The organism is Hydrogenophaga pseudoflava, from assembly GCF_031020795.1.
GTDB lineage: Bacteria > Pseudomonadota > Gammaproteobacteria > Burkholderiales > Burkholderiaceae_C > Hydrogenophaga > Hydrogenophaga pseudoflava_A.
On the sequence record NZ_JAVHJP010000002.1, the window covers coordinates 64068 to 86960 of the forward strand.

21 protein-coding genes are annotated in these 22893 nt (G+C 65.8%); 17 read left to right on the top strand and 4 right to left on the bottom strand.

Annotation, left to right across the window (positions count from 1 at the left end; all coding sequences use genetic code 11):
* Nucleotides 1–63 precede the first annotated feature (63 nt).
* From RCO38_RS06005 to RCO38_RS06055, 11 genes are all read left to right on the top strand, one after another.
* Complete coding sequence (locus RCO38_RS06005; protein WP_308327407.1) at nucleotides 64–888, top strand: TOBE domain-containing protein; 825 nt, start codon at nucleotides 64–66, stop codon at nucleotides 886–888.
* A gap of 19 nt (nucleotides 889–907) precedes the next feature.
* Nucleotides 908–1294: a NifB/NifX family molybdenum-iron cluster-binding protein gene (locus RCO38_RS06010; RefSeq protein WP_308327408.1), complete on the top strand. Its 387-nt coding sequence runs from the start codon at nucleotides 908–910 to the stop codon at nucleotides 1292–1294.
* A 28-nt stretch (nucleotides 1295–1322) separates the two neighbouring features.
* Nucleotides 1323–2081, top strand: coding sequence for a molybdate ABC transporter substrate-binding protein (gene modA, locus RCO38_RS06015; RefSeq protein WP_308327409.1), 759 nt, complete (start codon nucleotides 1323–1325; stop codon nucleotides 2079–2081).
* Nucleotides 2082–2088: 7 nt separating this feature from the next.
* Nucleotides 2089–2760, top strand: coding sequence for a molybdate ABC transporter permease subunit (gene modB / locus RCO38_RS06020; RefSeq protein ID WP_308327410.1), 672 nt, complete (start codon nucleotides 2089–2091; stop codon nucleotides 2758–2760).
* A complete protein-coding gene (gene modC / locus RCO38_RS06025) occupies nucleotides 2757–3833 on the top strand; it encodes a molybdenum ABC transporter ATP-binding protein (protein WP_308327411.1) in 1077 nt (358 codons plus the stop codon). The genes modB and modC overlap by 4 nt, the downstream gene beginning before the upstream one ends.
* A 318-nt stretch (nucleotides 3834–4151) precedes the next feature.
* On the top strand, nucleotides 4152–5174 hold the full coding sequence (locus RCO38_RS06030; RefSeq protein ID WP_308327412.1) for an NAD-dependent epimerase/dehydratase family protein: 1023 nt from the start codon (nucleotides 4152–4154) through the stop codon (nucleotides 5172–5174).
* On the top strand, nucleotides 5174–5704 hold the full coding sequence (gene rfbC, locus RCO38_RS06035) for a dTDP-4-dehydrorhamnose 3,5-epimerase (protein WP_308327413.1): 531 nt from the start codon (nucleotides 5174–5176) through the stop codon (nucleotides 5702–5704). Before RCO38_RS06030 ends, rfbC begins: the two co-directional genes overlap by 1 nt.
* Nucleotides 5705–5770: 66 nt before the next feature.
* Nucleotides 5771–7066, top strand: a complete 1296-nt coding sequence (locus tag RCO38_RS06040) for an NAD(P)H-dependent oxidoreductase (RefSeq protein ID WP_308327414.1) — start codon at nucleotides 5771–5773, stop codon at nucleotides 7064–7066.
* A 36-nt stretch (nucleotides 7067–7102) separates the two neighbouring features.
* The gene (locus RCO38_RS06045) at nucleotides 7103–8041 is read left to right on the top strand and encodes a glycosyltransferase family 2 protein (RefSeq protein ID WP_308327415.1); all 939 of its coding nucleotides are present in this window, start codon (nucleotides 7103–7105) and stop codon (nucleotides 8039–8041) included.
* A gap of 71 nt (nucleotides 8042–8112) precedes the next feature.
* Nucleotides 8113–8886, top strand: coding sequence for a glucose-1-phosphate cytidylyltransferase (rfbF, locus tag RCO38_RS06050; protein WP_308327416.1), 774 nt, complete (start codon nucleotides 8113–8115; stop codon nucleotides 8884–8886).
* Nucleotides 8887–9043: 157 nt separating this feature from the next.
* Nucleotides 9044–10429: a DUF2779 domain-containing protein gene (locus RCO38_RS06055; RefSeq protein ID WP_308327417.1), complete on the top strand. Its 1386-nt coding sequence runs from the start codon at nucleotides 9044–9046 to the stop codon at nucleotides 10427–10429.
* Nucleotides 10430–10491: 62 nt separating this feature from the next.
* Here the strand turns inward: RCO38_RS06055 and RCO38_RS06060 are convergent, their stop codons facing one another.
* Nucleotides 10492–11412, bottom strand: a complete 921-nt coding sequence (locus tag RCO38_RS06060; protein WP_308327418.1) for a LysR family transcriptional regulator — start codon at nucleotides 11410–11412, stop codon at nucleotides 10492–10494.
* Between the two features lie 124 nt (nucleotides 11413–11536).
* Here RCO38_RS06060 and RCO38_RS06065 point away from each other — a divergent pair, with 124 nt between their 5' ends.
* The 6 genes from RCO38_RS06065 to fahA are packed head-to-tail and all read left to right on the top strand — an operon-like array spanning nucleotide 11537 to nucleotide 17597.
* Nucleotides 11537–12475 carry a hydroxymethylglutaryl-CoA lyase gene (locus RCO38_RS06065; protein WP_308327419.1) on the top strand — a complete coding sequence of 313 codons (939 nt, stop codon included), beginning with the start codon at nucleotides 11537–11539 and terminating at the stop codon, nucleotides 12473–12475.
* 34 nt (nucleotides 12476–12509) lie between these two features.
* Nucleotides 12510–13661: a CaiB/BaiF CoA transferase family protein gene (locus tag RCO38_RS06070; RefSeq protein WP_308327420.1), complete on the top strand. Its 1152-nt coding sequence runs from the start codon at nucleotides 12510–12512 to the stop codon at nucleotides 13659–13661.
* 32 nt (nucleotides 13662–13693) lie between these two features.
* Entirely contained in the window at nucleotides 13694–14671 is a 978-nt protein-coding gene (locus RCO38_RS06075) for a Bug family tripartite tricarboxylate transporter substrate binding protein (RefSeq protein ID WP_308327421.1), read from the top strand.
* Nucleotides 14672–14673: 2 nt separating this feature from the next.
* Entirely contained in the window at nucleotides 14674–15762 is a 1089-nt protein-coding gene (hppD, locus tag RCO38_RS06080; RefSeq protein ID WP_308327422.1) for a 4-hydroxyphenylpyruvate dioxygenase, read from the top strand.
* Between the two features lie 10 nt (nucleotides 15763–15772).
* Complete coding sequence (locus RCO38_RS06085; protein ID WP_308328059.1) at nucleotides 15773–16315, top strand: VOC family protein; 543 nt, start codon at nucleotides 15773–15775, stop codon at nucleotides 16313–16315.
* 10 nt (nucleotides 16316–16325) lie between these two features.
* On the top strand, nucleotides 16326–17597 hold the full coding sequence (gene fahA, locus RCO38_RS06090; protein ID WP_308327423.1) for a fumarylacetoacetase: 1272 nt from the start codon (nucleotides 16326–16328) through the stop codon (nucleotides 17595–17597).
* A 27-nt stretch (nucleotides 17598–17624) separates the two neighbouring features.
* Here the strand turns inward: fahA and RCO38_RS06095 are convergent, their stop codons facing one another.
* The 3 genes from RCO38_RS06095 to ligD all read right to left on the bottom strand — a co-directional run bounded on the left by RCO38_RS06095 (nucleotide 17625) and on the right by ligD (nucleotide 22612).
* Nucleotides 17625–19010 carry an FAD-containing oxidoreductase gene (locus RCO38_RS06095; RefSeq protein WP_308327424.1) on the bottom strand — a complete coding sequence of 462 codons (1386 nt, stop codon included), beginning with the start codon at nucleotides 19008–19010 and terminating at the stop codon, nucleotides 17625–17627.
* A gap of 92 nt (nucleotides 19011–19102) precedes the next feature.
* Nucleotides 19103–19990 carry a non-homologous end joining protein Ku gene (gene ku / locus RCO38_RS06100; RefSeq protein WP_308327425.1) on the bottom strand — a complete coding sequence of 296 codons (888 nt, stop codon included), beginning with the start codon at nucleotides 19988–19990 and terminating at the stop codon, nucleotides 19103–19105.
* Between the two features lie 63 nt (nucleotides 19991–20053).
* Complete coding sequence (gene ligD / locus RCO38_RS06105; protein WP_308327426.1) at nucleotides 20054–22612, bottom strand: DNA ligase D; 2559 nt, start codon at nucleotides 22610–22612, stop codon at nucleotides 20054–20056.
* Between the last annotated feature and the right edge of the window lie 281 nt (nucleotides 22613–22893).

The window sequence follows — 22893 nt, forward strand, 5'->3', positions numbered from 1 at the left end:
CGAAGCACACAACGAAACCCACACCGGAGGACCGTTGTGTCGCCATGCATACAAGGGCCAACCGTGAATGCCGTCGTACCGCCCCTCATGGGCAAGCTGCTGATCGACACCGCCGCTGGAGGCTTCCTGGGCGAGAAGCGCATCCGACTGCTCGAAGCGATCGCGTTGCATGGCTCCATCCTGCAGGCGGCCAAGGCGGTGCCCATGGCCTACAAGGCCGCGTGGGACGCGGTGGACGACATGAACAACGTCGCGCCCGAGCCGCTGGTGCTGCGCGCCACCGGCGGGCGCCACGGCGGCGGCAGCGAACTCACCGACTTCGGCCGCCGCCTGATCGCCTTCTACCGCGCACTGGAGCAGGAGTCGCAGGCCGCCATGGCGCGCCTGAGCCTGCAGCTCGACCGCGCGGGTGATCCCGACATCGCGGCCTACCGCGCCATTCTCAAAAGGCTCCACATGAAAAGCAGTGCACGCAACCAGTTCGCCGGGCCGGTCGGCGCCCTCAGCCCCGGCGAGGTCGAGAGCGAGGTGAGCCTGGCGCTCGGCCCCGGCTTGTTGCTCACCGCGCTGGTCACCAACGAGTCCGTGCAGTCCATGGGCCTGGCCGAGGGCCGGGAGGCGATGGCCTTCGTCAAGGCTTCGTCCATCGTGCTCATGGTGGGTGACGAAGGTACCCGCGTGTCCGCCCGCAACCGCTTTCGTGGCACGGTCCGGGCCCTGCACCTCGGACGGGTCAACGCCGAGGTGACGCTGGCCCTGCCCGGTGGCCAGCACACGCTCACCGCCGTCATCACGAGCGCCAGCGTCGACCGCCTGCGCCTGGCGCTCGGTCAGCCGGTGACGGCCGTGTTCAAGGCCTCCAGCGTGTTCCTCATGGTCAACGACTGAGTTCCAAAGGAGATCCCTCATGAAAGTCGCCATCGCCACCCACCAGGACTGGAGCCTGGTCAGCGGCCACGCGGGGCAGGCCCGCGAGTGGCTGCTGTTTGATTGCCGTCCCGATGCGCCGCTGCCCGAGCCGCAGCGCATCGCGCTGACCAAGGAGCAACTGCCCCACCACTTCAAGGACGACGGCCCGCACCCGCTGCACGGCGTGCAGGTGCTGATCGCGGGCAGCGCGGGCGACGGCTTCCTGCGCCACATGGCGGGCTGGGGCGCGCAGGTGCTGCTGACCGGCGAGAGCGACCCGCGCGCCGCGCTGCAGAAGGTGCTGGCCGGTGAGGCGCTGCCCGACACGCGCTTTGACGTGACCACCGCGCTGTGCAGGCTGCGCGACCTGTTTTCGCGCCATTGAGTTGTCCTTTCATCCCAGGAGTGTTCCCATGACCATCCCATCCTTTGTTGCGCGGCTGTTCGCCGGCCTGCTGCTGGCGAGCACCGCTGCGCGCGCCGACGACATCCCGGTGGCTGTCGCGGCCAACTTCACGGCACCGTTCAACAAGATCGCGGCCGAGTTCGAGAAGGACACCGGCCACAGGCTGGTCGCTTCGTTCGGATCGACCGGCAAGTTCTACGCCCAGATCAGGAACGGCGCGCCGTTCGAGGTGCTGCTGGCGGCCGACGACGAGACGCCCGCGAAGCTGGTGAAGGAGGGCGTGGCCGTGGCCGGCAGCGCGTTCAGCTACGGCATCGGCAAGCTGGTGCTGTGGTCGGCCAAACCGGGTCTGGTGGACGACAGGGGCGCGGTGCTCAAGGGCGGCGCCTTCGAGCGCCTCGCCATCGCCGATCCCAGGCTCGCGCCCTACGGCGCGGCCGGGGTCGAGGTGATGAAGAAGCTGGGTGTGTACGACGCGTTGACGCCCAGGCTCGTGACCGGCGAGACCCTCGCGCAGGCCCACCAGTTCGTCGCCAGTGGCAACGCGCCACTGGGCTTCGTGGCGCTGTCGCAGGTGCTCAAGGACGGCAGGATCGACGGCTCGGCCTGGATCGTGCCGGCCGAACTGCACACCCCCATCCGCCAGGACGCGGTGCTGCTCAACCCCGGCCAGGGCAAGGCCGGACCGGCGGCGCTGCTGAAGTACCTGCAGGGCACCAAGGCGCAGGCGCTGATCCGGTCCTACGGCTACGACACCGCGAAGTGAGCGCGCCATGCCCAGCGCCGCCGACCTCGCCGCCGTCTGGCTCACGGTCCAATTGGCTGGGCTGACCACCGTGCTGCTGCTGGTGCTGGGCACGCCGCTGGCCTGGTGGCTGGCGCGCACGGACTCGCGCCTCAAGGGGCTGGTCGGCTCGGTGGTGACGCTGCCGCTGGTGCTGCCGCCCGCGGTGCTGGGCTTCTACCTGCTGGTGCTGATGGGGCCGAACGGGCCGGTGGGACGGCTCACGCAGGCGCTGGGCCTGGGGCTGCTGCCCTTCACCTTTGCCGGGCTGGTGGTGGCCTCGTGCCTGTACTCCATGCCCTTCGTGGTGCAGCCGCTGCAGCAGGCCTTCGCCGCCATCGGCCGCGCGCCCATGGAAGCGGCCGCCACCTTGCGCGCCTCGCCGTGGGACGCGTTCTTCACCGTGGCGCTGCCGCTGGCGCGGCCGGGCTTCGTCACGGCCGCCGTGCTGGGCTTTGCGCACACCGTGGGCGAGTTCGGCGTGGTGCTGATGATCGGCGGCAACATCCCGGGCCAGACCCAGGTGCTGTCGATGGCGATCTACAACCACGTGGAAGCCATGGAGTACACCCACGCGCACGGGCTGGCCGGTGGCATGCTGGTGTTTTCGTTCGCGGTGCTGCTGTTGCTCAACGGCCGGGGCTGGAGCCGTTCGTCATGAGCCTGGACCTCCGCTTCCGGCAGGACTTCCCTGGTTTCACGCTCGATGTCGACCTGAGCCTGCCGGGTCAGGGCGTGAGCGCGCTGTTCGGCCCCTCGGGCTGCGGCAAGTCCACGCTGCTGCGCTGCATCGCCGGCCTCAACCCCACGCCGGGCGGGCGCTGCGTGGTCAATGGCGCCGTCTGGCAGGACGGCGCACAGAGCCTGCCCACGCACCGTCGCCCGCTGGGCTATGTGTTCCAGGAACCGGCGCTGTTTGCGCACCTGAGCGTGCAGGCCAATCTGGACTATGGCCGCCGCCGTGCGGGCGACGCCGGGCAGCGCGTGGCGCGCGAGCGGGCCATCGAACTGCTGGGCATCGGCCACCTGCTGCAGCGGCGAACCGACGGCCTGTCGGGCGGCGAGCGCCAGCGCATCGCCATTGCGCGCGCGCTGCTCACCGGCCCGCAGCTGCTGCTGATGGACGAGCCCATGGCCGCGCTGGACCTGGCGCGCAAGAGCGAGCTGATGCCCTACCTGGAACGGCTCACGCGCGAGCTGGACATTCCGGTGGTCTACGTGAGCCACGCGCCCGACGAGGTGGCGCGGCTGGCCCACCACATCGTGGCGCTCGATGCTGGCCGCGTGGTGACCGCCGGCCCGCTGGCCGAGGTGCTCTCGCGCGTTCAGCTCCCCATCCGCCTGGGGGAGGACGCGGGCGTGGTGCTCGAAGGCGTGGTGGTCGAACGCGATGTGCAGTGGCACCTGGCGCGCGTGGCCTTCCCGGGCGGCTGCCTGTGGGTGCGCGACGGCGGGCAGGACAAAGGCACCCCGGTGCGCATCCGCATCCTGGCGCGCGACGTGAGCCTGGCGCTGTCCCCACCGGCCGACACCAGTCTGCTCAACAGCCTGCCGGTGGTGGTGGACGAGCTGGCCGACGAGAGCCACCCGGCGCTGGCGCTGTGCCGCCTGCGGGTGGGCAGCGGTTCGTCGTCGCTGCTGGCGCGCCTGACGCGGCGCTCCGCCGGCGCGCTGAACCTGCGGCCGGATCTGGCGTTGTGGGCGCAGATCAAGGCGGTGGCGCTGATCGGCTAGGGCTGGTCGACTTAAGTGCGGTTTAAATAAGGCTTAATTTCCACTTAAATGCAGTGGATTGCGCCACACCATGCCGCTGAACCGGGCGTGCCTTGCAATTCGGAATTGAGCTAGGTCAAGCTTCGTGCGATCCGGCATTGAGCCGTTCACGCCTGCCCGGCTATCCTCGCGGCCGAGGTGAATATTTCGCCGTGCTGCGCGCGCCCCTAAAACAATACCCCTCCCGGGTCTGAGGTCGTTGGGCGAAATCATGTGCATCGCGTCAATCGCCTGTATTGCATCTCGAAAATCTTGAACATCTGCAAAGGCTGAGCAATTGTGAAAATACTGGTTACCGGGATTGATGGCTACATTGGAAGCTTGCTGGGTTCGGTGCTGCTGGAGCGCGGTCACGAGGTGGTGGGCATCGATACCGGTTTCTACCGGGACGGCTGGCTGTTCAATGCCGTCAAACAATCGCCCCAATGGATCAGCAAGGACATTCGCAATATCACCGAAAAAGACCTTGAAGGATTCGAGGCGGTGGTGCATCTGGCCGAATTGTCCAACGATCCGCTGGGAAAGCTCAACCAGGACATCACCTATGAGATCAATCACCTGGGTTCGGTGGAATTGGCCCGGAAATGCAAGAACGTCGGCGTGAGCCGTTTCGTTTACACGTCGTCCTGCAGCGTGTATGGCATTGGGGGGGACGATTTCAAGACCGAAGAATCGGCCACCGATCCGCAAACCGCCTACGCCAAGTGCAAGGTGAGGGTCGAGCGCGATGTGTCGCCGCTGGCCTCCGAGCATTTCAGCCCGACCTTCCTGCGCAACGCCACCGCCTATGGGCCGTCGCCGCGCATGCGCTTCGACATCGTGCTGAACAACCTGTCCGGACTGGCGTGGACCACCAGGGAAATCAAGATGACCAGCGACGGGCAGCCCTGGCGCCCGCTGGTGCATGTGCTGGACATTTGCGATGCCATCGGCTGCGTGCTGGAGGCGCCCCGCGAGAAGGTCCACAACCAGGTCTTCAACGTGGGCGCCACTTCCGACAACTACCGGGTCAAGGAAATCGCCGAAATCGTGGCCGAGACCTTCACCGGGTGCGCGCTCAGCTTCGGCCAGCACGACGCGGACAACCGCAGCTACCGGGTGTCGTTCGACAAGATCAGCACCCAGCTGGGCTTCCAATGCAAGCGCAACGCGCGCATTGGTGCAGAGCAGCTCTACGAAGTGTTCAAACGCATCGACATGGCGCCCGACATCTTCAACTTCCGCGCCTTCACCCGCCTCAAGCAGATTGAATACCTCATCCGCACCCGCCAGATCGACGACAAGTTCTTCTGGAGCGTTTGATGATCTTCACCGAAACCAAACTGGCGGGTGCCTACATCATTGATCTGGAAAAGCGCGGAGATTCCCGCGGGTTCTTTGCCCGGTCTTTCTGCCAAGACGAATTCGAGCGTCATGGGCTCATCAGCAAGGTGGTGCAGACCAATGTGTCCCTGAGCAAACACCAGGGCACATTGCGCGGCATGCATTACCAGGAATCGCCCTATGCCGAAACCAAGCTGGTGAGATGCACGCAGGGGGCCATCTACGACGTGATTGTCGATCTTCGCCCCGAATCTCCGACCTACCGGCAGTGGATCGGTGTGGAGTTGAGCAGCAGCAATCACCGAATGCTGTTCGTGCCCCAGCATTTCGCGCATGGATTCATCACCCTGGTGGACGATTGTGAAGTCACCTACCAAGTTTCGCAGGTGTACCACCCGGGTTCGGAGCGTGGCCTCCGATACAACGATCCGGCATTGGGAATCATCTGGCCGCAGGAGGTCCAGGTCATTTCCGACAAGGACGCCAGCTGGCCCGACATGAAGATCTGAGCGGAATTGTCGCCATATCGATCCACCCAGCGTGGGTGCCGCATTACGAATTGAAACTCCAAGATCATGATCATCATTGACAGCGCGCTGAAGAAGCGCCAGGCCGACAACAACCCGGTGCGGGTGGCCATGGTGGGCGCAGGTTTCATGGGGCGCGGTGTTGCGCTGCAAATCATCCAATCGACCCCGGGCATGAAACTCGTGGCGGTGTCCAACCGGAACCTGGAACAAGCCCGGCGCGCCTACAACGAAGCCAATGTCCAGGACGTGGCGGTGGTTGAAACCGTGGCGCAGCTCGAAGATGCCATCGCGAATGACCGCTGCGCGATCACCGACGACGCGTTTCTGCTGTGCGAGGCGCAGGGCATCGACGCGATCATCGAGGTGACCGGCGCTGTGGAGTTCAGCGCCCAGGTGGTGTTCAGGGCCATCCAGCACGGCAAGCACGTGGTGATGATGAATGCCGAGCTGGACGGCACGGTGGGCCCGATTCTCAAGGTATATGCCGACAAGGCCGGCGTGGTGCTCACCAATGTCGATGGCGACCAGCCCGGCGTCATCATGAACCTGTACCGGTTCGTCAAAGGGATTGGGGTGAAGCCCGTCCTCTGCGGCAACATCAAAGGCCTGCACGATCCCTATCGCAATCCGACCACGCAGGAAGGATTTGCAAAAAAGTGGGGGCAGAACCCTGCCATGGTGACCTCGTTTGCCGATGGCACCAAGATTTCCTACGAGCAGGCCATCGTGGCCAACGCCACCGGCATGCGGGTGGCCCAACGCGGCATGTTCGGGCCCACGGTGGCGGCCGGCACCCCGATCACCGAGGCCGTCAACTGGTATCCGCTGGAAGAACTGCTGCAAGGCCCGGGGATCGTGGATTACGTGGTGGGCGCGGCCCCCAATCCTGGTGTGTTTGTATTGGGCACCCACGACCATCCCCAGCAAAAACACTATCTCAATCTGTACAAGCTGGGCGAAGGGCCGCTGTATTGTTTCTACACACCCTACCACCTGTGCCATTTTGAGGTGCCCAATACGGTGGCGCGCGCGGTGTTGTTCGCAGATGCGGCCATTGCGCCCATTGCCGGGCCCTGCGTGGATGTGGTGGCCACCGCCAAAATCGACCTGAAAGCCGGCCAATTGATTGATGGCATTGGCGGCTACATGACCTACGGTTTGGCCGAAAACTCGCAGGTGGTGAACCAGGGCCGTCTGCTTCCGATGGGTTTGGCCGAGGGGTGCCGCCTCAAACGCGACGTTCCCAAGGACCAGGTGCTGTGCATGGACGACGTCACGGTGCCCGAAGGCCGATTGAGTGACCAACTCCGCGCCGAGCAAAACGCCTATTTCAGCAATTGAAACCGTTTCGCCAGAATGGCTGCGCCTGGTCAAAAAATGAACAATGCCCCATTGGTCAGCATTGGTGTGCCGGTATACAACGGTGAAAAATCCCTGGCGCGCACGCTGGATTGCCTGCTGGGACAAACCTACCGGAACATCGAATTGGTGTTGTCCGACAACGCGTCGACCGATGCCACAGCGCGAATCTGCCAGGAATATGGCGCCCGGGACCCTCGCATCCGGTACGTGCGGCAGGAGAAGAACCTGGGGCTGCCCGGCAACTGGACCTATGTGGCCGAGCAGGCCACAGGCGAGTTTTTCATGTGGGCGGCGGCAGACGACCACTGGGAGCCCGAATTCGTCGAGGTTCTGGTCAACAAACTGCTTGCGGAACCCGACGCGATCTTGGCATTCTGTCCCTACCGCCTCTTCAACAAAGAGACGCAGGAATACGAAGGCGAACCGGTCATTGAAGATTACGGGCACCGATATGCGCTGGTGAGAATCTACAAGCTCACCAAACAATTGCTGGACCGCAGCAACCACGCGCTCATCCGGCGTCAGCGCGCCAAGGACATTGCATACAAGCTGTGGCTGTTTCCGAAAATCACCACGGTTTACAACGTCGCGTTTCCTTCCTTGTATTTTCTGGCGGCCAAGGGCAATTTCGTTCTGGCGTCACTGGACAAGCCCTTGTGGCGCAAGACCATGACCAGCAAACCGGCGCATGACGTGCCGCAGCACGCTCGCCACCCCGGATTGACTTATCTGGGGCATGTGATTCGGAAAATACACCTGTTCTTCCGGTCGCTGGCCTATATCCGGCGTGGGGCAGATTCGTATCTGTTCATGCTGGCTTGCGTGCCCATCCTGTTGGCCAGGATGGTTCACGACATTGTGGTGCCGGTGTGGGTGGTGCTGAAGGTGCTTGTTTCAGGCAGGAAGATGAAGGATTTGTCCCCTCATGATTTCTGGAAGATGGGCGTTCGCTGAAATCGGCTGAACGAATCCTCAGATTTTGTTCTTACAGACCAATTGAATAACCCAGGCAAGGGCGCAAGGAAATGAAAGCAGTCATTCTGGCAGGCGGCTACGGAACCCGGATCAGCGAAGAAAGCGCCACCCGGCCCAAACCGATGATTGAAATCGGTGGCAAGCCCATGCTTTGGCACATCATGAAGATCTATTCCAAGGCCGGAATCAACGACTTCATCATCTGCTGCGGTTACAAGGGCTATGTGATCAAAGAATATTTCGCCAACTATTTCCTCCACACAGCCGATTTCACTTTCGACATCAAGAACAACAAGATGGAGGTGCACCACACCCAGGCCGAGCCGTGGCGGGTGACCCTGGTCGATACCGGCGAAACGACCATGACCGGCGGGCGCATCAAGCGAATCAAGGACTATGTGGAGGGGGAGACCTTCTGCCTGACGTATGGCGACGGCGTCTGCGACATGGACATGAACAAGCTGCTGGCTTTTCACCACGAGCAGAAAGCGGTGGCCACGTTGACCGCGGTGCAACCGCCCGGACGCTTCGGGGCTTTTGCGCTGAAAGAGGACGACAGCAAGATCCACAACTTCAGCGAGAAGACCAAGGGGGACGGGGCGTGGATCAATGGCGGCTTCTTCGTCATGGAGCCCGAGGTGTTCGACTATTTCCCGGGCGACGAATGTGTGCTGGAGCAGGAGCCGCTCACACAACTGGCCCACGAAGGCAAGCTGGCGGCGCATCGCCACGACAGCTTCTGGCAGAACATGGATACGCTGCGCGACAAGAACTATCTGGAAAGCCTCTGGGCCAGCACCAAGGCCCCCTGGAAGATCTGGTGACGGGTCAGCGGCCACAACATGCCCTGTTCCCAGCGCGGGTACAGCAGCGCGTGGCTGCAGTCGTCGAAGTGGCAGAGGACGACGTCCACCGTGCACGCCAGTTGCTACACCGCTCTGCCGGCCCCGTTCTGTGTCGGCTTTGTCGTGTTGTCCCCAAATGTTGCTGGCTCCCCTGTTCAGTCCCGATGACCTGCGCCGCTGGCGCAGTTGCGAACGCCGCTTCTGGCTCGCGCGCCACCGCCTGCAGCGCGGCGAGCCCATGACCGCGCTTCAGCCGCCGCCCGATCCGGATGTGGCGCTGCGTGCGTCCTTCCCGCACGCCGACACCGTGGCGCCACCGCAGACGCCGTCGCAGTGGGTGCAGGCCATGGGCCACACACTCGACTGCCTGGACAGCGACGAGCACCTGCCCGAAGGCTGGGCCATCCTCGGGGCCTGCCTCACCAGCGAAGACCGGGTGCAGGTGCGCATCGACGTGCTGGGCGCCGCGCCCGGCGGCGGACTGCGCCTGTACAAGGTGCGCCACGCCACCGTGGGCGACGACAGCGACATCGACACCGTCGCCCTCTGGACCCACGTGGCCGCACGCTGCGGCTTTGCGGTGCAGGGTGCCGGCCTGCTGCTGGTGGACACCGACTTCGTCTACCCCGGCCACGGCTGCTACGCCGGCCTGTTTCGCGAAGTGGACCTGCGCCCGGTGCTGGGCACCCGCCCGGTGGCGCAGTGGCTGGGCAGCATGCGCCACTGCGAACGCGGCGCCGAACCCGCGGCCACACCCGGCCCGCACTGCCACCAGGGCGAAGGCTGCGAATTCGCTGCCAGCTGCAATGCCTGCGCACCGCCGCGCCGCGCCCGGCGGGCAGGAGGGGCCGGCGGGCCACTGCAGTTCGTGCCTGCGGCGGCGACCGTCGCACGCGCTTGGCCCCACCCGCGCCACTGCCTGCGCATCGACACCATCGGCATGGCGGTACCCGTCTGGTCCGGCACGCGGCCGTACCAGACCCTGCCGTTCCAGTGGAGCTGCGCGACCGAGGCGGCCGACGGCCAGTGGACCGAGCAGCACTTTCTGGCGGATGGCCAGGGCAGCGACCCGCGCCGGGCCTTCGCCGAAACCCTGCTGCGCGCGCTGGGCACCGAAGGCGCCGTGCTGGCCTACAACGCCGGCTTCGAACGCAACCGCATCCGCGAACTGGCCCAGTGGTTCGACGACCTCGCCCCTGCGCTGGACGCGCTGCAGGCCCGCATCGTCGACCTGTTCCAGATCGCCCGCGAGCACTGCCACCACCCGGTCATGGCCGGTTCATGGTCCTTCCGCGCCATCGCCCGCGCTGTGGCGCCCGAACTGGACATGGACGTGCGGCTGGACCCCGCGCTGGGCGAACGCGCCAACCCCACCGCCCAGTCCGTGTACGCCCTGATGCAGAAACCCGGCCAGCGCCTGGCCGTGCGCCACGCCTGCCGCGAAGCGCTGCAGGCGCACGGGCAGCGGGAGACGGTGGTGCTGCGGCGATTGGTGGGGGTGATGGAGGGGGCGGGGGAGTGAAAGGGGACAAGGCCAGATGTTCGGTGAGTTGTGAACATCACCCTGGGAAATAAACGTCACGCTCAGGCGGTGTCTCGCACATCGGTCTTGGCTTTGCCCACCAGGAACTCCAGCAGACGCCCTGCGGCGGGTGTGAGATCGCCATGGCCTCGGTAGCAGATGGCGAACTCGCGCTGGGCCCATTCATTGAGCAGCCGGATGATGCGAACCTGCCCTGCCGAGACGTAGATCTCGCTGACCTGTCGCGGTACCACGCTGATGCCCAGGCCCGCGGCCACGACGCGGAACGCAGCGTCGAAGTTTGACACCACCACCCGGTAGCTCATGTGGCGCCCTGCCTTGGCGGCAGCGCGCCCCAGCATGGTGTTGACGGCGGTGGAGGGCTGCAGTCCCACGTGTTCGTAGCCCAGCGTGTCCTCGAAATGCAGGGCTTCGTGCTTTGCAAGCGGGTGGTCCAGTGGCACCGCCAGGGTCAGTTCGTCGCGCCGGTAGGGCCGGTGCTCCAGGCCGCCGAAGTCGATGTTGCCCCAGCACACCCCGAGCGAGACCACCCCCTCCCGCACCATACCCACGATGTCCTTTGAGAAGCGCTCCTCGATGTCGACCTTGATGTGCTGGTGTTCGGGCGCGCGCATGAAGGCGGTGAGGTCGTCGAGCAGCGATTCGGCGATGGCCGATGCGCTGGCCACCACGCGTACCTGACCCTTGATGCCGCCCTTGAAGGCGGCCATGTCGGCCTCGATGCGGTCCATGGTGAAGAGCACGGTGCGCGCGTGTTCCAGCAGGGCGCGGCCGGCCGGTGTGGGCTCGGCGCCGCGCCGCCCGCGCACCAGCACCTGGGTGCCGATCGCGTCTTCCAGCTGGGCGATGCGCTTGCTGATGGCCGAGGGTTCGATGTGTTCCTGCGCCGCGGCGTCTTTCATGTTGCCGTGGTCGCACACGGCCACCAGCAGCCGCAGGGATTTGAGATCGAGGTCGCGCATGGGGAAAACCCTGTACTTAAGTTCTTAAATGGAATTTATCGGCTTCCAAAAGTTCACTTGATGTTTGAAATGGAAATCATAGACTCCAACCCGTCAAGCTGTTCACCCACTGGAAACCCCGCCCATGGTCCACCTGCCCAGCCACGCCGTGATCCGCGAAGTCGGCCTCCGTGATGGCCTGCAAAGCATCCCCACCCTGGTGTCCACCGCACACAAATGCGAGTGGATCGCCGACGCCTTTGCCGCCGGCCAGCGCGAGATCGAGGTCGGCTCCTTCGTGCCGCCAAAGCTGCTGCCACAGCTGGCCGACACCGGCGAGGTGCTGGCCTTTGCCAGGACCCTGCCGGGCCTCAAGGCCAGCGTGCTGGTGCCCAACCTCAAGGGCGCCGAGCGCGCCATCGACGGTGGCGCGCACCTGATGATCCTGCCGCTGTCGGCCAGCCGCGCGCACAGTCTGGCCAACCTGCGCAAGACGCCTGACGAGGTGGTGGACGAGATGAAGCGCATCCGTGCCGCACGCGACGCGGCGGGCAGCCAGACGCTGATCGAAGGTGGCGTAGGCACGGCCTTCGGTTGCACCATCCAGGGCGAGGTGAAACACAGCGAGGTGCTGCGCCTGATGCAGGCCCTGCTGGACGCCGGCGCCGACCGCGTGAGCCTGGCCGACACGGTGGGTTATGCCGACCCGGCCTCGGTGAGCCGCCTGTTCGAGCAGGCGCTCAAGATCGCCGGCGACCGCTTCTGCTGCGGCCATTTCCACGACACGCGAGGCCTGGCGCTGGCCAACGCCTACGCCGCGCTCGAGGTGGGCGTGACCCGCTTCGACGCTTCGCTCGCCGGCATCGGCGGCTGCCCGCACGCGCCCGGCGCCAGCGGCAACGCCGCCAGCGAAGACCTGGCGTTCATGCTGCAGGCCTGCGGCGTGAGCACAGGCATCGATATCGATCGGCTGCTGGCGCTGCGCGCCAAGGTGGTGGGCTGGCTGCCGGGTGAACCCACCCACGGAACGCTCTGGCGCGCCGGCCTGCCGAAGACCACTGTGACTTTGTCAGCCGCCCACTGAACCTGTTTCCCCTCCAAAGAACCGGATACCCACCATGTCCACCGAATCCACCGGCCTTCCCCTTGAAGGTGTGCGCGTCATCGAATTCACCCACATGGTCATGGGCCCGACCTGCGGCATGATCCTGGCCGATCTCGGCGCCGAGGTCATCAAGATCGAGCCGCCCGGCGGCGACAAGACGCGCACCCTGCCGGGCCTGGGCATCGGTTTCTTCCGCAGCTTCAACCGCAACAAGAAGAGCGTGGTGCTCGACATCCACACCGAAGAGGGCCTGGCCACGGCCAGGGAACTCATCGGCCAGTGCGACGTGCTGCTGGAGAACTTCCGCCCGGGTCTGATGGACAAGCTGGGTCTGGGCAGCGAGGCGCTGCGCGCGCTGTTCCCGCGCCTGATCTATATCTCGCACAAGGGCTTCCTGCCCGGCCCCTACGAGAACCGGCTGGCACTGGACGAGGTGGTGCAGAACATGGCGGGCCTGACCTACATGACTGGCCCGGTGGGTCGCCCGCTGCGCGCTGGAACGTCGGTGAACGACATCATGGGGGGCATGTTTGGCGCCATCGGCGTGCTGGCTGCGCTGCGCGAGCGCGAGCGAACCGGACAAGGCCAGGAAATCCAGAGCGCACTGTTCGAGAACTGCGCCCTGCTGGCCTCGCAGCACATGCAGCAGTACCTCATGACCGGCGAGGTGCCACCGCCGTTCCCCTCGCGCATCTCCGCCTGGAGCGTGTACGACACCTTCACCGTGGCGGCTGGCGAGCAGCTGTTCATCGGGGCGGTCAGTGACAAGCAATTCCTCTCGTTGTGCGAGGTGATTGGCCGCCCCGACCTGGCCCGCGACCCGGCGCTCGCGACCAATGCGCAGCGCGTGGCGGTGCGTCCCGATCTGCTGAAAAAGCTGGGCGAGACGCTGCGGCATCTGGACCTGGAAACCCTGTGCACCCAGTTGCAGGCGGCCGGGCTGCCCTACGCCAAGGTGGTTCGCCCGGACCAGCTGGTGCACGACGAACACCTGATCGCCAGCGGCGGCCTGGTGCCCATGGGCACCGAAGACGGTGGCGAGACCCAGACCGTGCTGCTGCCGCTGCTGATGGGTGGCCGTCGTCCCGGTGTGCGCAGCCCGCTACCGGCCATTGGTGAACACACCGAGGAGGTGCTGGGCCGCCTCACCCCCGCTTCCGTTTGACCTCGCTTTTCTATCAAAACCAGGAGACCACCATGACCCCTTCCTTCAAGCGCCGTTCCCTCATCACCCTGGCGGCCTCGTGCCTGTTGGCTGCTGCCCCTGCATGGGCGCAATCCACCGCACCGCTGCGCGTGATCCTGCCGCTGGGCGCCGGCTCCGGGGTGGACACCATCGTGCGCGCCGCGCAGAACGCCTTGTCCAAGGCCCTGGGTGGCCAGGCCGTGGTGATCGAGAACCTGCCCGGCGCGGGCGGCATCACCGGCACCTCGGCCATCGTCAAGGCTGCGCCCGATGGCAACACCGTGGGCTTCATCTCGAACAACCACGCGGTCAACCCGATCATGTTCAAGAACATGCCCTACGACAGCCTGGCCGACATCACGCCCATCAGCGTGGTGGGCGGATCGCCCTTCGTGCTGGTGGTCAACCCCAACAAGGTGCCGGCGAAGAACGCCAAGGAGCTGCAGGCCTTCCTGAAGAGCAAGCCGGGCGCCTACAACCTGGCCTCGTCGGGCAACGGCACCATCATCCACCTGGCCGGCGAGATGTTCGTCGACGCGGCGGAGGTGCAGGTGCAGCACGTCCCCTACAAGGGCATGGGTCCGATGATGACCGACATCATTGCCGGCCAGGTCGAGTTCGGCGTGGCCGCCGTGGCCGCGGCCCAGGGGCACCTGGCTTCGGGTCGCATGAAGGCCATTGGTGTCATGGGCAAGCAGCGCGTGCCATCGCTGCCCGACGTGCCCACCATCGCCGAACAAGGCTTCCCGGACGTGGACGTGGCCGGCTGGTTCGCCATGGTGGGCCCCAAGGGCCTTCCCGCTGCGCAGGTGGAGCGCCTGCACAAGGCCGTGGTCGCCGCGTTCAACGACCCCGAGGTCAAAGTCGCCATGGCCAAGCAGGACAACGTCATCAACCCGACGACACCGGAGGCAGCGGCCAGGTTCCTGAGGTCTGAACAGGACCGCTATGCGCGTCTGGTGGCCAAGGCCAACATCAAGCTGGATTGACCATGCCCGACCTCTTTGACAACCCCATGGGCCTGTGCGGCTTCGAGTTCGTCGAATTCGCCGCGCCGCAGGCCCACGTGCTCGAACCCTTGTTCGAGAAGATGGGCTTCACCCTGGTGGCCAAACACCGCTCGAAAGACGTGGTGCTCTACCGCCAGGGCGGCATCAACTTCATCGTCAACCGCGAGCCGCGCAGCCTGGCCGGCTACTTCGCGGCCGAGCACGGCCCCAGCGCCTGCGGCCTGGCCTTCCGCGTGAGGGACGCGCACCAGGCCTATGCCCGCGCGCTGGAGCTGGGAGCGCAGCCCATCGAGATCCCGACCGGCCCGATGGAGCTGCGCCTGCCGGCGATCAAGGGCATCGGCGGCGCGCCGCTGTACCTGATCGACCGGTTTGAGGACGGCAAGAGCATCTACGACATCGACTTCGATTTCATCGGGGGCGTGGACCGCCACCCGGTGGGCCACGGTTTCAAGCTGATCGACCACCTCACCCACAACGTCTACAAGGGCCGCATGGCCTTCTGGGGCGGCTTCTACGAAAGGATCTTCGGCTTCCGCGAGATCCGCTACTTCGACATCAAGGGCGAGTACACCGGCCTGACCAGCCGTGCCATGACCGCACCCGACGGCCTGATCCGCATCCCGCTGAACGAAGAATCGGGCAAGACCGGCGGCCAGATCGAAGAGTTCCTGATGCAGTTCAACGGCGAGGGCATCCAGCACATCGCGCTGCAGACCGACGACCTGCTGGCCAGCGTGGACGCGCTGCAGCTGGCGGGCATCCCGCTCATCACCGCACCCAATCACATCTACTACGAGATGCTGGCCGAGCGCCTGCCGGGACACGGCGAGCCGGTGCCCGAACTGCAGGCGCGTGGCATCTTGCTGGACGGCTCCACCGCAGGCGGCGAGAAGCGCCTGCTGCTGCAGATTTTCAGCGAGACACTGCTGGGGCCTGTGTTCTTCGAGTTCATTCAACGCAAGGCCGACGAAGGCTTTGGCGAAGGCAACTTCAAGGCGCTGTTCGAGTCACTGGAGCGTGACCAGATCCGACGCGGCGCCATTCAAGTTGACAGCACCGAGGCATGACATGAGCGAACTGAAAATTGACCGCATCCACCATGTGGCCTACCGCTGCAAGGACGCCAAGGAAACCGTGGAGTGGTACGTCAAGCACCTGAACATGGACTTCGTGCTGGCGATCGCCGAAGACCAGGTGCCCTCCACCAAGGCGCCCGACCCGTACATGCACGTGTTCCTGGACGCGGGGCAGGGCAATGTGCTGGCCTTCTTCGAGTTGCCCAACTCGCCCGAGATGGGCCGCGACGGCAACACGCCGGAATGGGTGCAGCACATCGCCTTCAAGATCGGCAGCCTGGGCATGCTCGAAGCGACGAAGGAGCGGCTGCAGGCCGCCGGCATCGAGGTGCTGGGCCCGACCGATCACACCATCTTCAAGAGCATCTATTTCTTCGATCCCAACGGTCACCGGCTGGAGCTGTGCGCCGACGTGGGCACGCCGAAGATGCACCGGGACCTGGACGAAGTGAAGTGGGCCATGCTCGACGAATGGGCAAAGACCAAACGCGCGCCCAAACACGCGGCCTGGATGCACGACAAGACCTTCAAGGCCCTGGACTGAAGGACCTGCCTTGAGCTCCATCGACCACACCCACGACCCGGCGCTGACCAGCTGGGTCGAGTCCGCCAACGCGCCGGACACCGACTTCCCCGTGCAGAACCTGCCCTTCGGCCGCTTCCGGGTGGAAGACGACCCGGAGTGGCGCATTGGCGTCGCCATCGGCGACCAGGTGCTGGACCTGCGCGGCGCCGGCCTGATCAACCACAGCGACATGAACCGGCTGATCCGGCTCAAGCCCGAGACCCGGCGCGAGCTGCGGGCGCAGATCAGCGCCGGGCTGGCCACCGGCAGCGCGCAGGCCGGTCGCTGGGAACGCCACCTGCACGCACAGAGCGCCGTGGAGCCGGGCCTGCCCTGCGAGATCCGCGACTACACCGACTTCTACATCGGCATCCACCACGCCACGGCGGTGGGCAAGCTGTTTCGACCCGACAACCCGCTGCTGCCCAACTACGAATGGGTGCCCATCGGTTACCACGGCCGAGCCTCCACGCTGCAGGTCAGCGGGCGCGACTTTCACCGGCCCAAGGGGCAGGTCAAGGCGGCCGATGCGGCGGCGCCGGTGCTGGGCCCGTCGCAGCGGCTGGACCTGGAACTGGAGTTGGGCTTCGTGATCGGCCGCCCGAATGCGATGGGCCACGCCATCCCGCTGGCCGAGGCCGAAGACCACCTGTTCGGCGTGACCCTGTTCAACGACTGGAGCGCGCGCGACCTGCAGGCCTGGGAGTACCAGCCGCTGGGGCCGTTCCTGTCCAAGAACTTCGCCAGCACGCTTTCGGCGTGGATGGTGACGCTGGACGCGCTGGCGCCGTTCCGCACCGCGCTGCGGCGGCCCGCCGGGCATCCCGATCCGCTTCCTTATCTCGACACCGAAGCCAACCGCCGTTCCGGCGCCATGGACATCGATCTGGACGTACTGCTACAGACCCGGGCCATGCGCGACGCCGGCGTTCCGCCCGAAGTCATCAGCCGCTCGAACGCTGCAGAGGCGGCCTTCTGGACGCCGGCCCAGCTGGTGGCGCACCACACGGTCAACGGCTGCGCGCTGTCGGCGGGTGACCTGTTCGGTTCGGGCACCCTGTCCGGTCCGCTGCGCGAGCAGGCCGGTTCGCTGCTGGAAATGACCGAAGGCGGGAAGCGGGCGATCACGCTGGCCAACGGTGAAACCCGCAGCTTCCTGCAAGACGGGGATCGCATCCAGCTGCGTGGCCGCTGCGCGCGCGACGGCTTCCGCTCCATCGGCTTCGGTGACTGCAGCGCCACCGTGCTGCCCGCCCTCTGACGTCTGCACAGAGGTTGCGAAGCGCCCTCAGTGCTCGTCCAGTGGCTTCAACTGCTGAAGCAGCGTTGGTAGCAGCTCCGATATCGTGGGGTGGATGTGCACGGTGCGGGCCATCACGTCGCAGGGCTGGCCGGCGGCCATCTGGTCCAGAAGGCTGTGCACCACCTCGTCACCATTGAGGCCGAGGATGGCCGCGCCCAGCAGCAGCCGCGTGTCTGCATCCACCAGCACCTTCATGAAACCCTGGGTCTCACCGGCTTCGCGCGCGCGCCCCACCTTCTGCATCGGCATCTTGCCCATCAGCACCCGCCGGCCGCTCGCGCGGGCTTCGGTCTCGGACATACCCATGCGGCCCAGCGCCGGGTCGATGAAGAGCGCGTAGCAGGGAATACGGTCCGAGATGCGGCGCGGGTCGTTGTCGAACAGGTTGGCCACCACGATTTCGTGGTCGTTCCAGGCTGTGTGGGTGAAGGCACCTTTGCCGTTGCAGTCACCCACCGCCCACACCCCCGTTGCGCTTGTGCGGCACTGGTCGTCCACCTCGATGTAGCCCTTGGCGTCCATGTGGATACCGGCGTGTTCCAGGCCGAGCCCGTCGGTGTTGGGTCGGCGGCCCACGGCCAGCAGTACATGGCTGGCGACAATCGGCGTACTTTCTCTGGCGCATTGCGCGCCCACGGTGATGCCACCGGCGGTCGGTGCCAGCGACAGGCACTCGGCCTCCAACTCGAAGTGCACACCCTCTGCCTGAAGAATCTCGCGGATGCCGTCCGACACGTCGACATCTTCGCGCGGCAGCAGACGCGCGGAGCGCTCCACCACCGTCACCTGGGCGCCGAAGCGACGCATCATCTGCGCGAACTCCAGGCCGATGTAGCTGCCACCCACAATGACCAGGTGCTCGGGCACGGCCCCCAGCTCCATCACCGACACGTTGTCCAGCGTGGTCACATCGTCAATGCCTTGCAGGTCTGGGCGGACCGAGCGTCCACCCACGTTGAGGAAGATGCGTGGGGCGCTCAGTTGGCGGCCGTTCACCTCCAGGGTGGCCGGCGCCACAAAACGCGCCTCACCGGTGATCACCTCGGTGTGGGCCAGACCTCGCATCCACGCTTCCACCGCTTTTCGCGAGTGCAGCACGACGCCTTCCTTGCGCGCCTTCACCCGCGCCATGTTCACCCGGATGTCACCCGCGTCAAAGCCGTACTCGGCGCCGCGCTGCGCCTGGCGCACCGCACGCGCGCTGGCCACCAGGGTCTTGGTGGGCACGCAGCCCACATTCACACATGTACCGCCGAAAAGGTGGCGCTCGATCACGGCGGTGCGCAGCCCTTCGCGGGCACAGCGAGCGGCCAAGGCGGGGCCGGCCTGGCCAGCGCCGACGACGATGGCATCAAAGACTTCCGTGGGCATGTGATGAACCTCCTGTAGTGCGCGAGCGACGCTGCCTATCATGTTCCTGGAGCCGGGGGCTGTCGACCCATCCAGGCGCACCATGACCGCCGTCATGCCCGCCGTCGGGTCGAGGTCTTGGCTGCGGGCTTCTTCGCGCTGGCCGGCTTGCTGCGGGTGTCGTCCCCATCGCTGCTCCCTGGCTTGCGTTTGGCCAGACTCTTCGTGAGCAAGGCGGTGAGATCGACGACGTTGCTCGTTCCCGCCTCCGAAGGAGCCTCTTCGAGCGTCGTCACCGTGGTGGTTTCGCCGGCTTCGATCTTCTTTCTCACGAGCGCCAGGATGGCATCGCTGAACTTGTCGGAGTAGTCGTCAGCCTTCCAGGGGCCGGTCATGTCGGCGATGAGCTGCGCGGCCATCTTCAGTTCGGCCGGCTTCAGGCCGGCGGCGGTCTTGCCTTCGGCCGGCAGCTTCAGGTCCTCCAGGGGGCGGATCTCGCCGGCCCAGCGGATGGTGTTGAGCACCAGGGCCGCCCCGGATGGAATCAACGCCGCCAGGCGCTCCTTGGTGTGCATCACCACCCGCGCGATGCCGATCACACCGGCCTCGAACATCGCTTCTCGCAGCAGGGCGTAGACCTTCTCGCCCTTGCCCACGGGCTCCAGGTAGTAGGGCGTTTCCAGCAGCGTGAAGGGAATCTCGCTCGCTTTGACGAAGGACTCGATTTCGATGGTCTGCGTCGACTTCGGATACGCCGCCTTGATCTGCTCTTCGCTCAGGATCACGTATTCGCCGTCGTCCTGCTTGATGCCCTTGACGATGTTTTCGGCCTGGATGTCCTTGCCGGTGCGCTTGTTCACGCGCTTGTAGCCCACCGGGTCCATCGACCGCTTGTCGAGCCAGTCGAAGTCGATGCCGACATCTTGCGAGGCCGGGTAGAGGGCCACGGGCACATGCACGAGGCCGAAGGTGATGGCGCCTTTCCAGATCACACGGGGCATGGGAACTCCTTGTTCGGCAACGGGCCGAAAGTAGGGGGGCGAAAGGGGCGGCTCATGGGCGACTCACGCAACAGGCGGTGTGTAGCCCAGGGCCGACATCGCAGGGCCGAGGCCGCGTGCCGCCCGGGCGTATCCGCTCCAGGGTTCATTGCCCGTGTCCAGTCGCTCGTGCACCGTCTTCACGGACCAGTGGTCGCCCCCGCGCAACGTGGGCAGTTCACCCCAGGCCACCGGGACGGAGATGCCCAGCCCCGGCCGCGCCCGCGCCGACCAGGCGCACACCGTGGTGGCCCCGAGCCCGTTGCGCAGGTAGTCGATGAAGATCTTGCCGACCCGGTTCTTCGGGCCGCTGCGGGCGACGAAACGTTTCGGAATCGTCTCGGCCATGTGCGCCACGACGGCCTGGGAGAACCCCTTGACGGTGGCCCAGTCGTGCAGGCGCTTGACGGGCACCACGACGTGCAGTCCCTTGCCGCCGCTGGTCTTCAGGAATGACGCCAGGCCGAGCTGGTCCAGGAACGCATGCACCAGTAGCGCCGCCTCCTGCACCTGGGGCCAGGCCACACCTTCCCCGGGATCGAGGTCGAACACCATGCGGTCCGGGTGCTCGAAAGACGCTGCGCCGGCGTTCATCGTGTGGAACTCGATCACGTTCCATTGCGCCGCGGACAGCAGGCCTTGCCGGGTGGCCACCTCGATCATCGGCGGATGGTCGGGGTCGAGGCCGGGATCCAGCTGTCGCATGCCGGGCAGCTTCTCGGTCTCCGCGTGCTTCTGGAAGAACAACTGGCCGTTCACGCCATCCGGCGCGCGCAGCAGCGACACCGGCCGGCCCTTCAGGTGTTTCATCATCAGCGCGCCGACGAGGCGGTGGTAACGAACCAGATCGAGTTTGGTGGTGCCCGAGCGGGCGTCGATCACCCGCTGCGGATTGGTCACATGCAGACGATTGGACAGGGCCGGCGCCTTGCGCGCAGGGACGGTGTTCGACGCCTTGGCGGGCGCCAGGCGCTTGGCTTTCTCTCGCACGACCATGCTGGCCTCCTTGTCGGTCCGCAGGCCCCGAAAAACGGCGTGCCGGATGTGGCCGGCGCGTGTCCATTCCCCGAAGCTCACCTCGGCGACCAGGGTCGGAGCGACCCACTGCGGCCTGCCGTCGATCTTCGAGCCGGCTGCGAACGGGCTGGTGCGGCGCGCCCGCGCATCGAGCTTCTTCTTGAGGTCTTTCAGGACCTTTTCGCTGAAGCCCGTGCCGACATCGCCGGCGTACTGCAGCGCCCCCTGCGCATCGTTCACGCCCAGCAGCAGCGCGCCGAAGCCAGTGCGCGCGCCCTGCGGGGCGGTGTAGCCGCCGATCACGAATTCCTGCCGCTGGCTGCACTTGAGCTTGACCCAGTCGGCCGACCGCGAAGACCGGTAGGTGCTGCCGAGGCGTTTGGCGATCACGCCCTCCAGGCCCAGCTTGCACGCGGAGGCGACCACACTCGTCGGGTCCGCATCAAACGCCTCGCTGAAGCGGACGCTGTCCGAGCCTGAAGCCGCAAGCAGCCCTTTCAGGAACAGACGCCTCGCCTGCAGTGGAGCGTTGCGCAGGTCGTGCCCGGCGGCGTAAGGCACATCGAACAGGTACAGGACCACATCGTTCACCCGCTGCGTGTCAAACGCCTGCTGCAGCGCGCCGAAGTCGGGGATGCCCGCATCGTCGGGCACCACGATTTCGCCGTCGTACCAGCCCGGCGGCAGCTGCAGGCCCTCGAAGGCGCTTTGCAGCGGCCGCAGCCTGTCTGTCCAGTCGTGGCCATTGCGGGTGAACAGGCGCGCGCCCGCAGCGTCGTTGCGCACCAGCACGCGGTAGCCATCGAACTTGATCTCAAAGAGCCATTCGGCCGCATCTTTCGGCGGCCCTGCCACCAGGGTGGCCAGCTGGGGAGAGAGAGTGGGCGGCAACGCCGATGGCACGGCCCCGGCGGGCAGGTGTGGGTGAGCGGCGGTTGCTTCGCGCGATGCAGCTCCCAGCGACTTCACGCTCGCCGGCAGCTCGTCGACCACGCTGTAGTCGGCGGCGCTTCGGGCGTGCGCGTCCTTCTCCTTGATCAGCAGCCAGGCGGGCTGCTTGTCGCCTCTGCCCTTCATGCGCACCAGCACCCAGCGGCCGTGCAGCTTGTGGCCCTGCAGCTCGAACTTCAGGTTGCCGTCTTGAAGCCCTTGTCGCGGGTCCTGCAAAGGAAGCCATGTTCCGGCGTCCCACACGATGACCTTGCCAGCGCCGTACTGTCTGGCCGGGATGGTGCCTTCGAAGTCCGCGTAGGACAGCGGGTGATCCTCCACCTGCACCGCCATGCGTTTGACGGTCGGATCGAAACTGGGCCCCTTGGGCACCGCCCAGCTTTTCATCGTGCCGTCGAGTTCCAGCCGGAAGTCGTAGTGCAGGCTGCTGGCCCAATGCTTCTGAACGACGAAACGCAACCGATCGGCTGTGGACTGACCGCCGGTTTCGGGCTCCGGCGTGAGCGCAAAGTTGCGCTTGGACCGGTACCGGTGCAGCGGATCATGTGCCGCTTCAGGCGAGGGCTTCTGTTGCCGCCGCCTGTCCTCAGCTGTCACTGTTGCGGTGATGGCCATCGGAGCTCCTGTTGGCGAAGAGCCAGTCGAGCGCCGGGAACTCCGTCGCCTTGTGCTCTGCGCCATACAGACCGTAAAGACGCGGGACCAGCGGGTCTGTGCGCATTCGCACGTTCATTCCGCCGTGTGAAGCCTCAACGGGCCTGACGCCCGTGGCACAAGGTTCTTTTGCATTCGGGCCAGCACCGGTCGCGGTGCCCAACAGCCGCTTCGTCGCAGTCAGCGTGGGCACGCCTGGCAGCGCCCACAGGCGATAACGGCTTCAGGCTGCCACAAGCCAT

Coding starts and splice junctions, on each gene's coding strand:
- RCO38_RS06010 (WP_308327408.1), top strand. CDS start 908: ATGAAAGTCGCCATCGCCACCCACCAGGACTGGAGCCTGGTCAGCGGC.
- modA (WP_308327409.1), top strand. CDS start 1,323: ATGACCATCCCATCCTTTGTTGCGCGGCTGTTCGCCGGCCTGCTGCTG.
- modB (WP_308327410.1), top strand. CDS start 2,089: ATGCCCAGCGCCGCCGACCTCGCCGCCGTCTGGCTCACGGTCCAATTG.
- modC (WP_308327411.1), top strand. CDS start 2,757: ATGAGCCTGGACCTCCGCTTCCGGCAGGACTTCCCTGGTTTCACGCTC.
- rfbC (WP_308327413.1), top strand. CDS start 5,174: ATGATCTTCACCGAAACCAAACTGGCGGGTGCCTACATCATTGATCTG.
- RCO38_RS06040 (WP_308327414.1), top strand. CDS start 5,771: ATGATCATCATTGACAGCGCGCTGAAGAAGCGCCAGGCCGACAACAAC.
- RCO38_RS06045 (WP_308327415.1), top strand. CDS start 7,103: ATGAACAATGCCCCATTGGTCAGCATTGGTGTGCCGGTATACAACGGT.
- rfbF (WP_308327416.1), top strand. CDS start 8,113: ATGAAAGCAGTCATTCTGGCAGGCGGCTACGGAACCCGGATCAGCGAA.
- RCO38_RS06055 (WP_308327417.1), top strand. CDS start 9,044: ATGTTGCTGGCTCCCCTGTTCAGTCCCGATGACCTGCGCCGCTGGCGC.
- RCO38_RS06060 (WP_308327418.1), bottom strand. CDS start 11,412: ATGCGCGACCTCGATCTCAAATCCCTGCGGCTGCTGGTGGCCGTGTGC.
- RCO38_RS06065 (WP_308327419.1), top strand. CDS start 11,537: ATGGTCCACCTGCCCAGCCACGCCGTGATCCGCGAAGTCGGCCTCCGT.
- RCO38_RS06070 (WP_308327420.1), top strand. CDS start 12,510: ATGTCCACCGAATCCACCGGCCTTCCCCTTGAAGGTGTGCGCGTCATC.
- RCO38_RS06075 (WP_308327421.1), top strand. CDS start 13,694: ATGACCCCTTCCTTCAAGCGCCGTTCCCTCATCACCCTGGCGGCCTCG.
- hppD (WP_308327422.1), top strand. CDS start 14,674: ATGCCCGACCTCTTTGACAACCCCATGGGCCTGTGCGGCTTCGAGTTC.
- RCO38_RS06095 (WP_308327424.1), bottom strand. CDS start 19,010: ATGCCCACGGAAGTCTTTGATGCCATCGTCGTCGGCGCTGGCCAGGCC.
- ku (WP_308327425.1), bottom strand. CDS start 19,990: ATGCCCCGTGTGATCTGGAAAGGCGCCATCACCTTCGGCCTCGTGCAT.
- ligD (WP_308327426.1), bottom strand. CDS start 22,612: ATGGCCATCACCGCAACAGTGACAGCTGAGGACAGGCGGCGGCAACAG.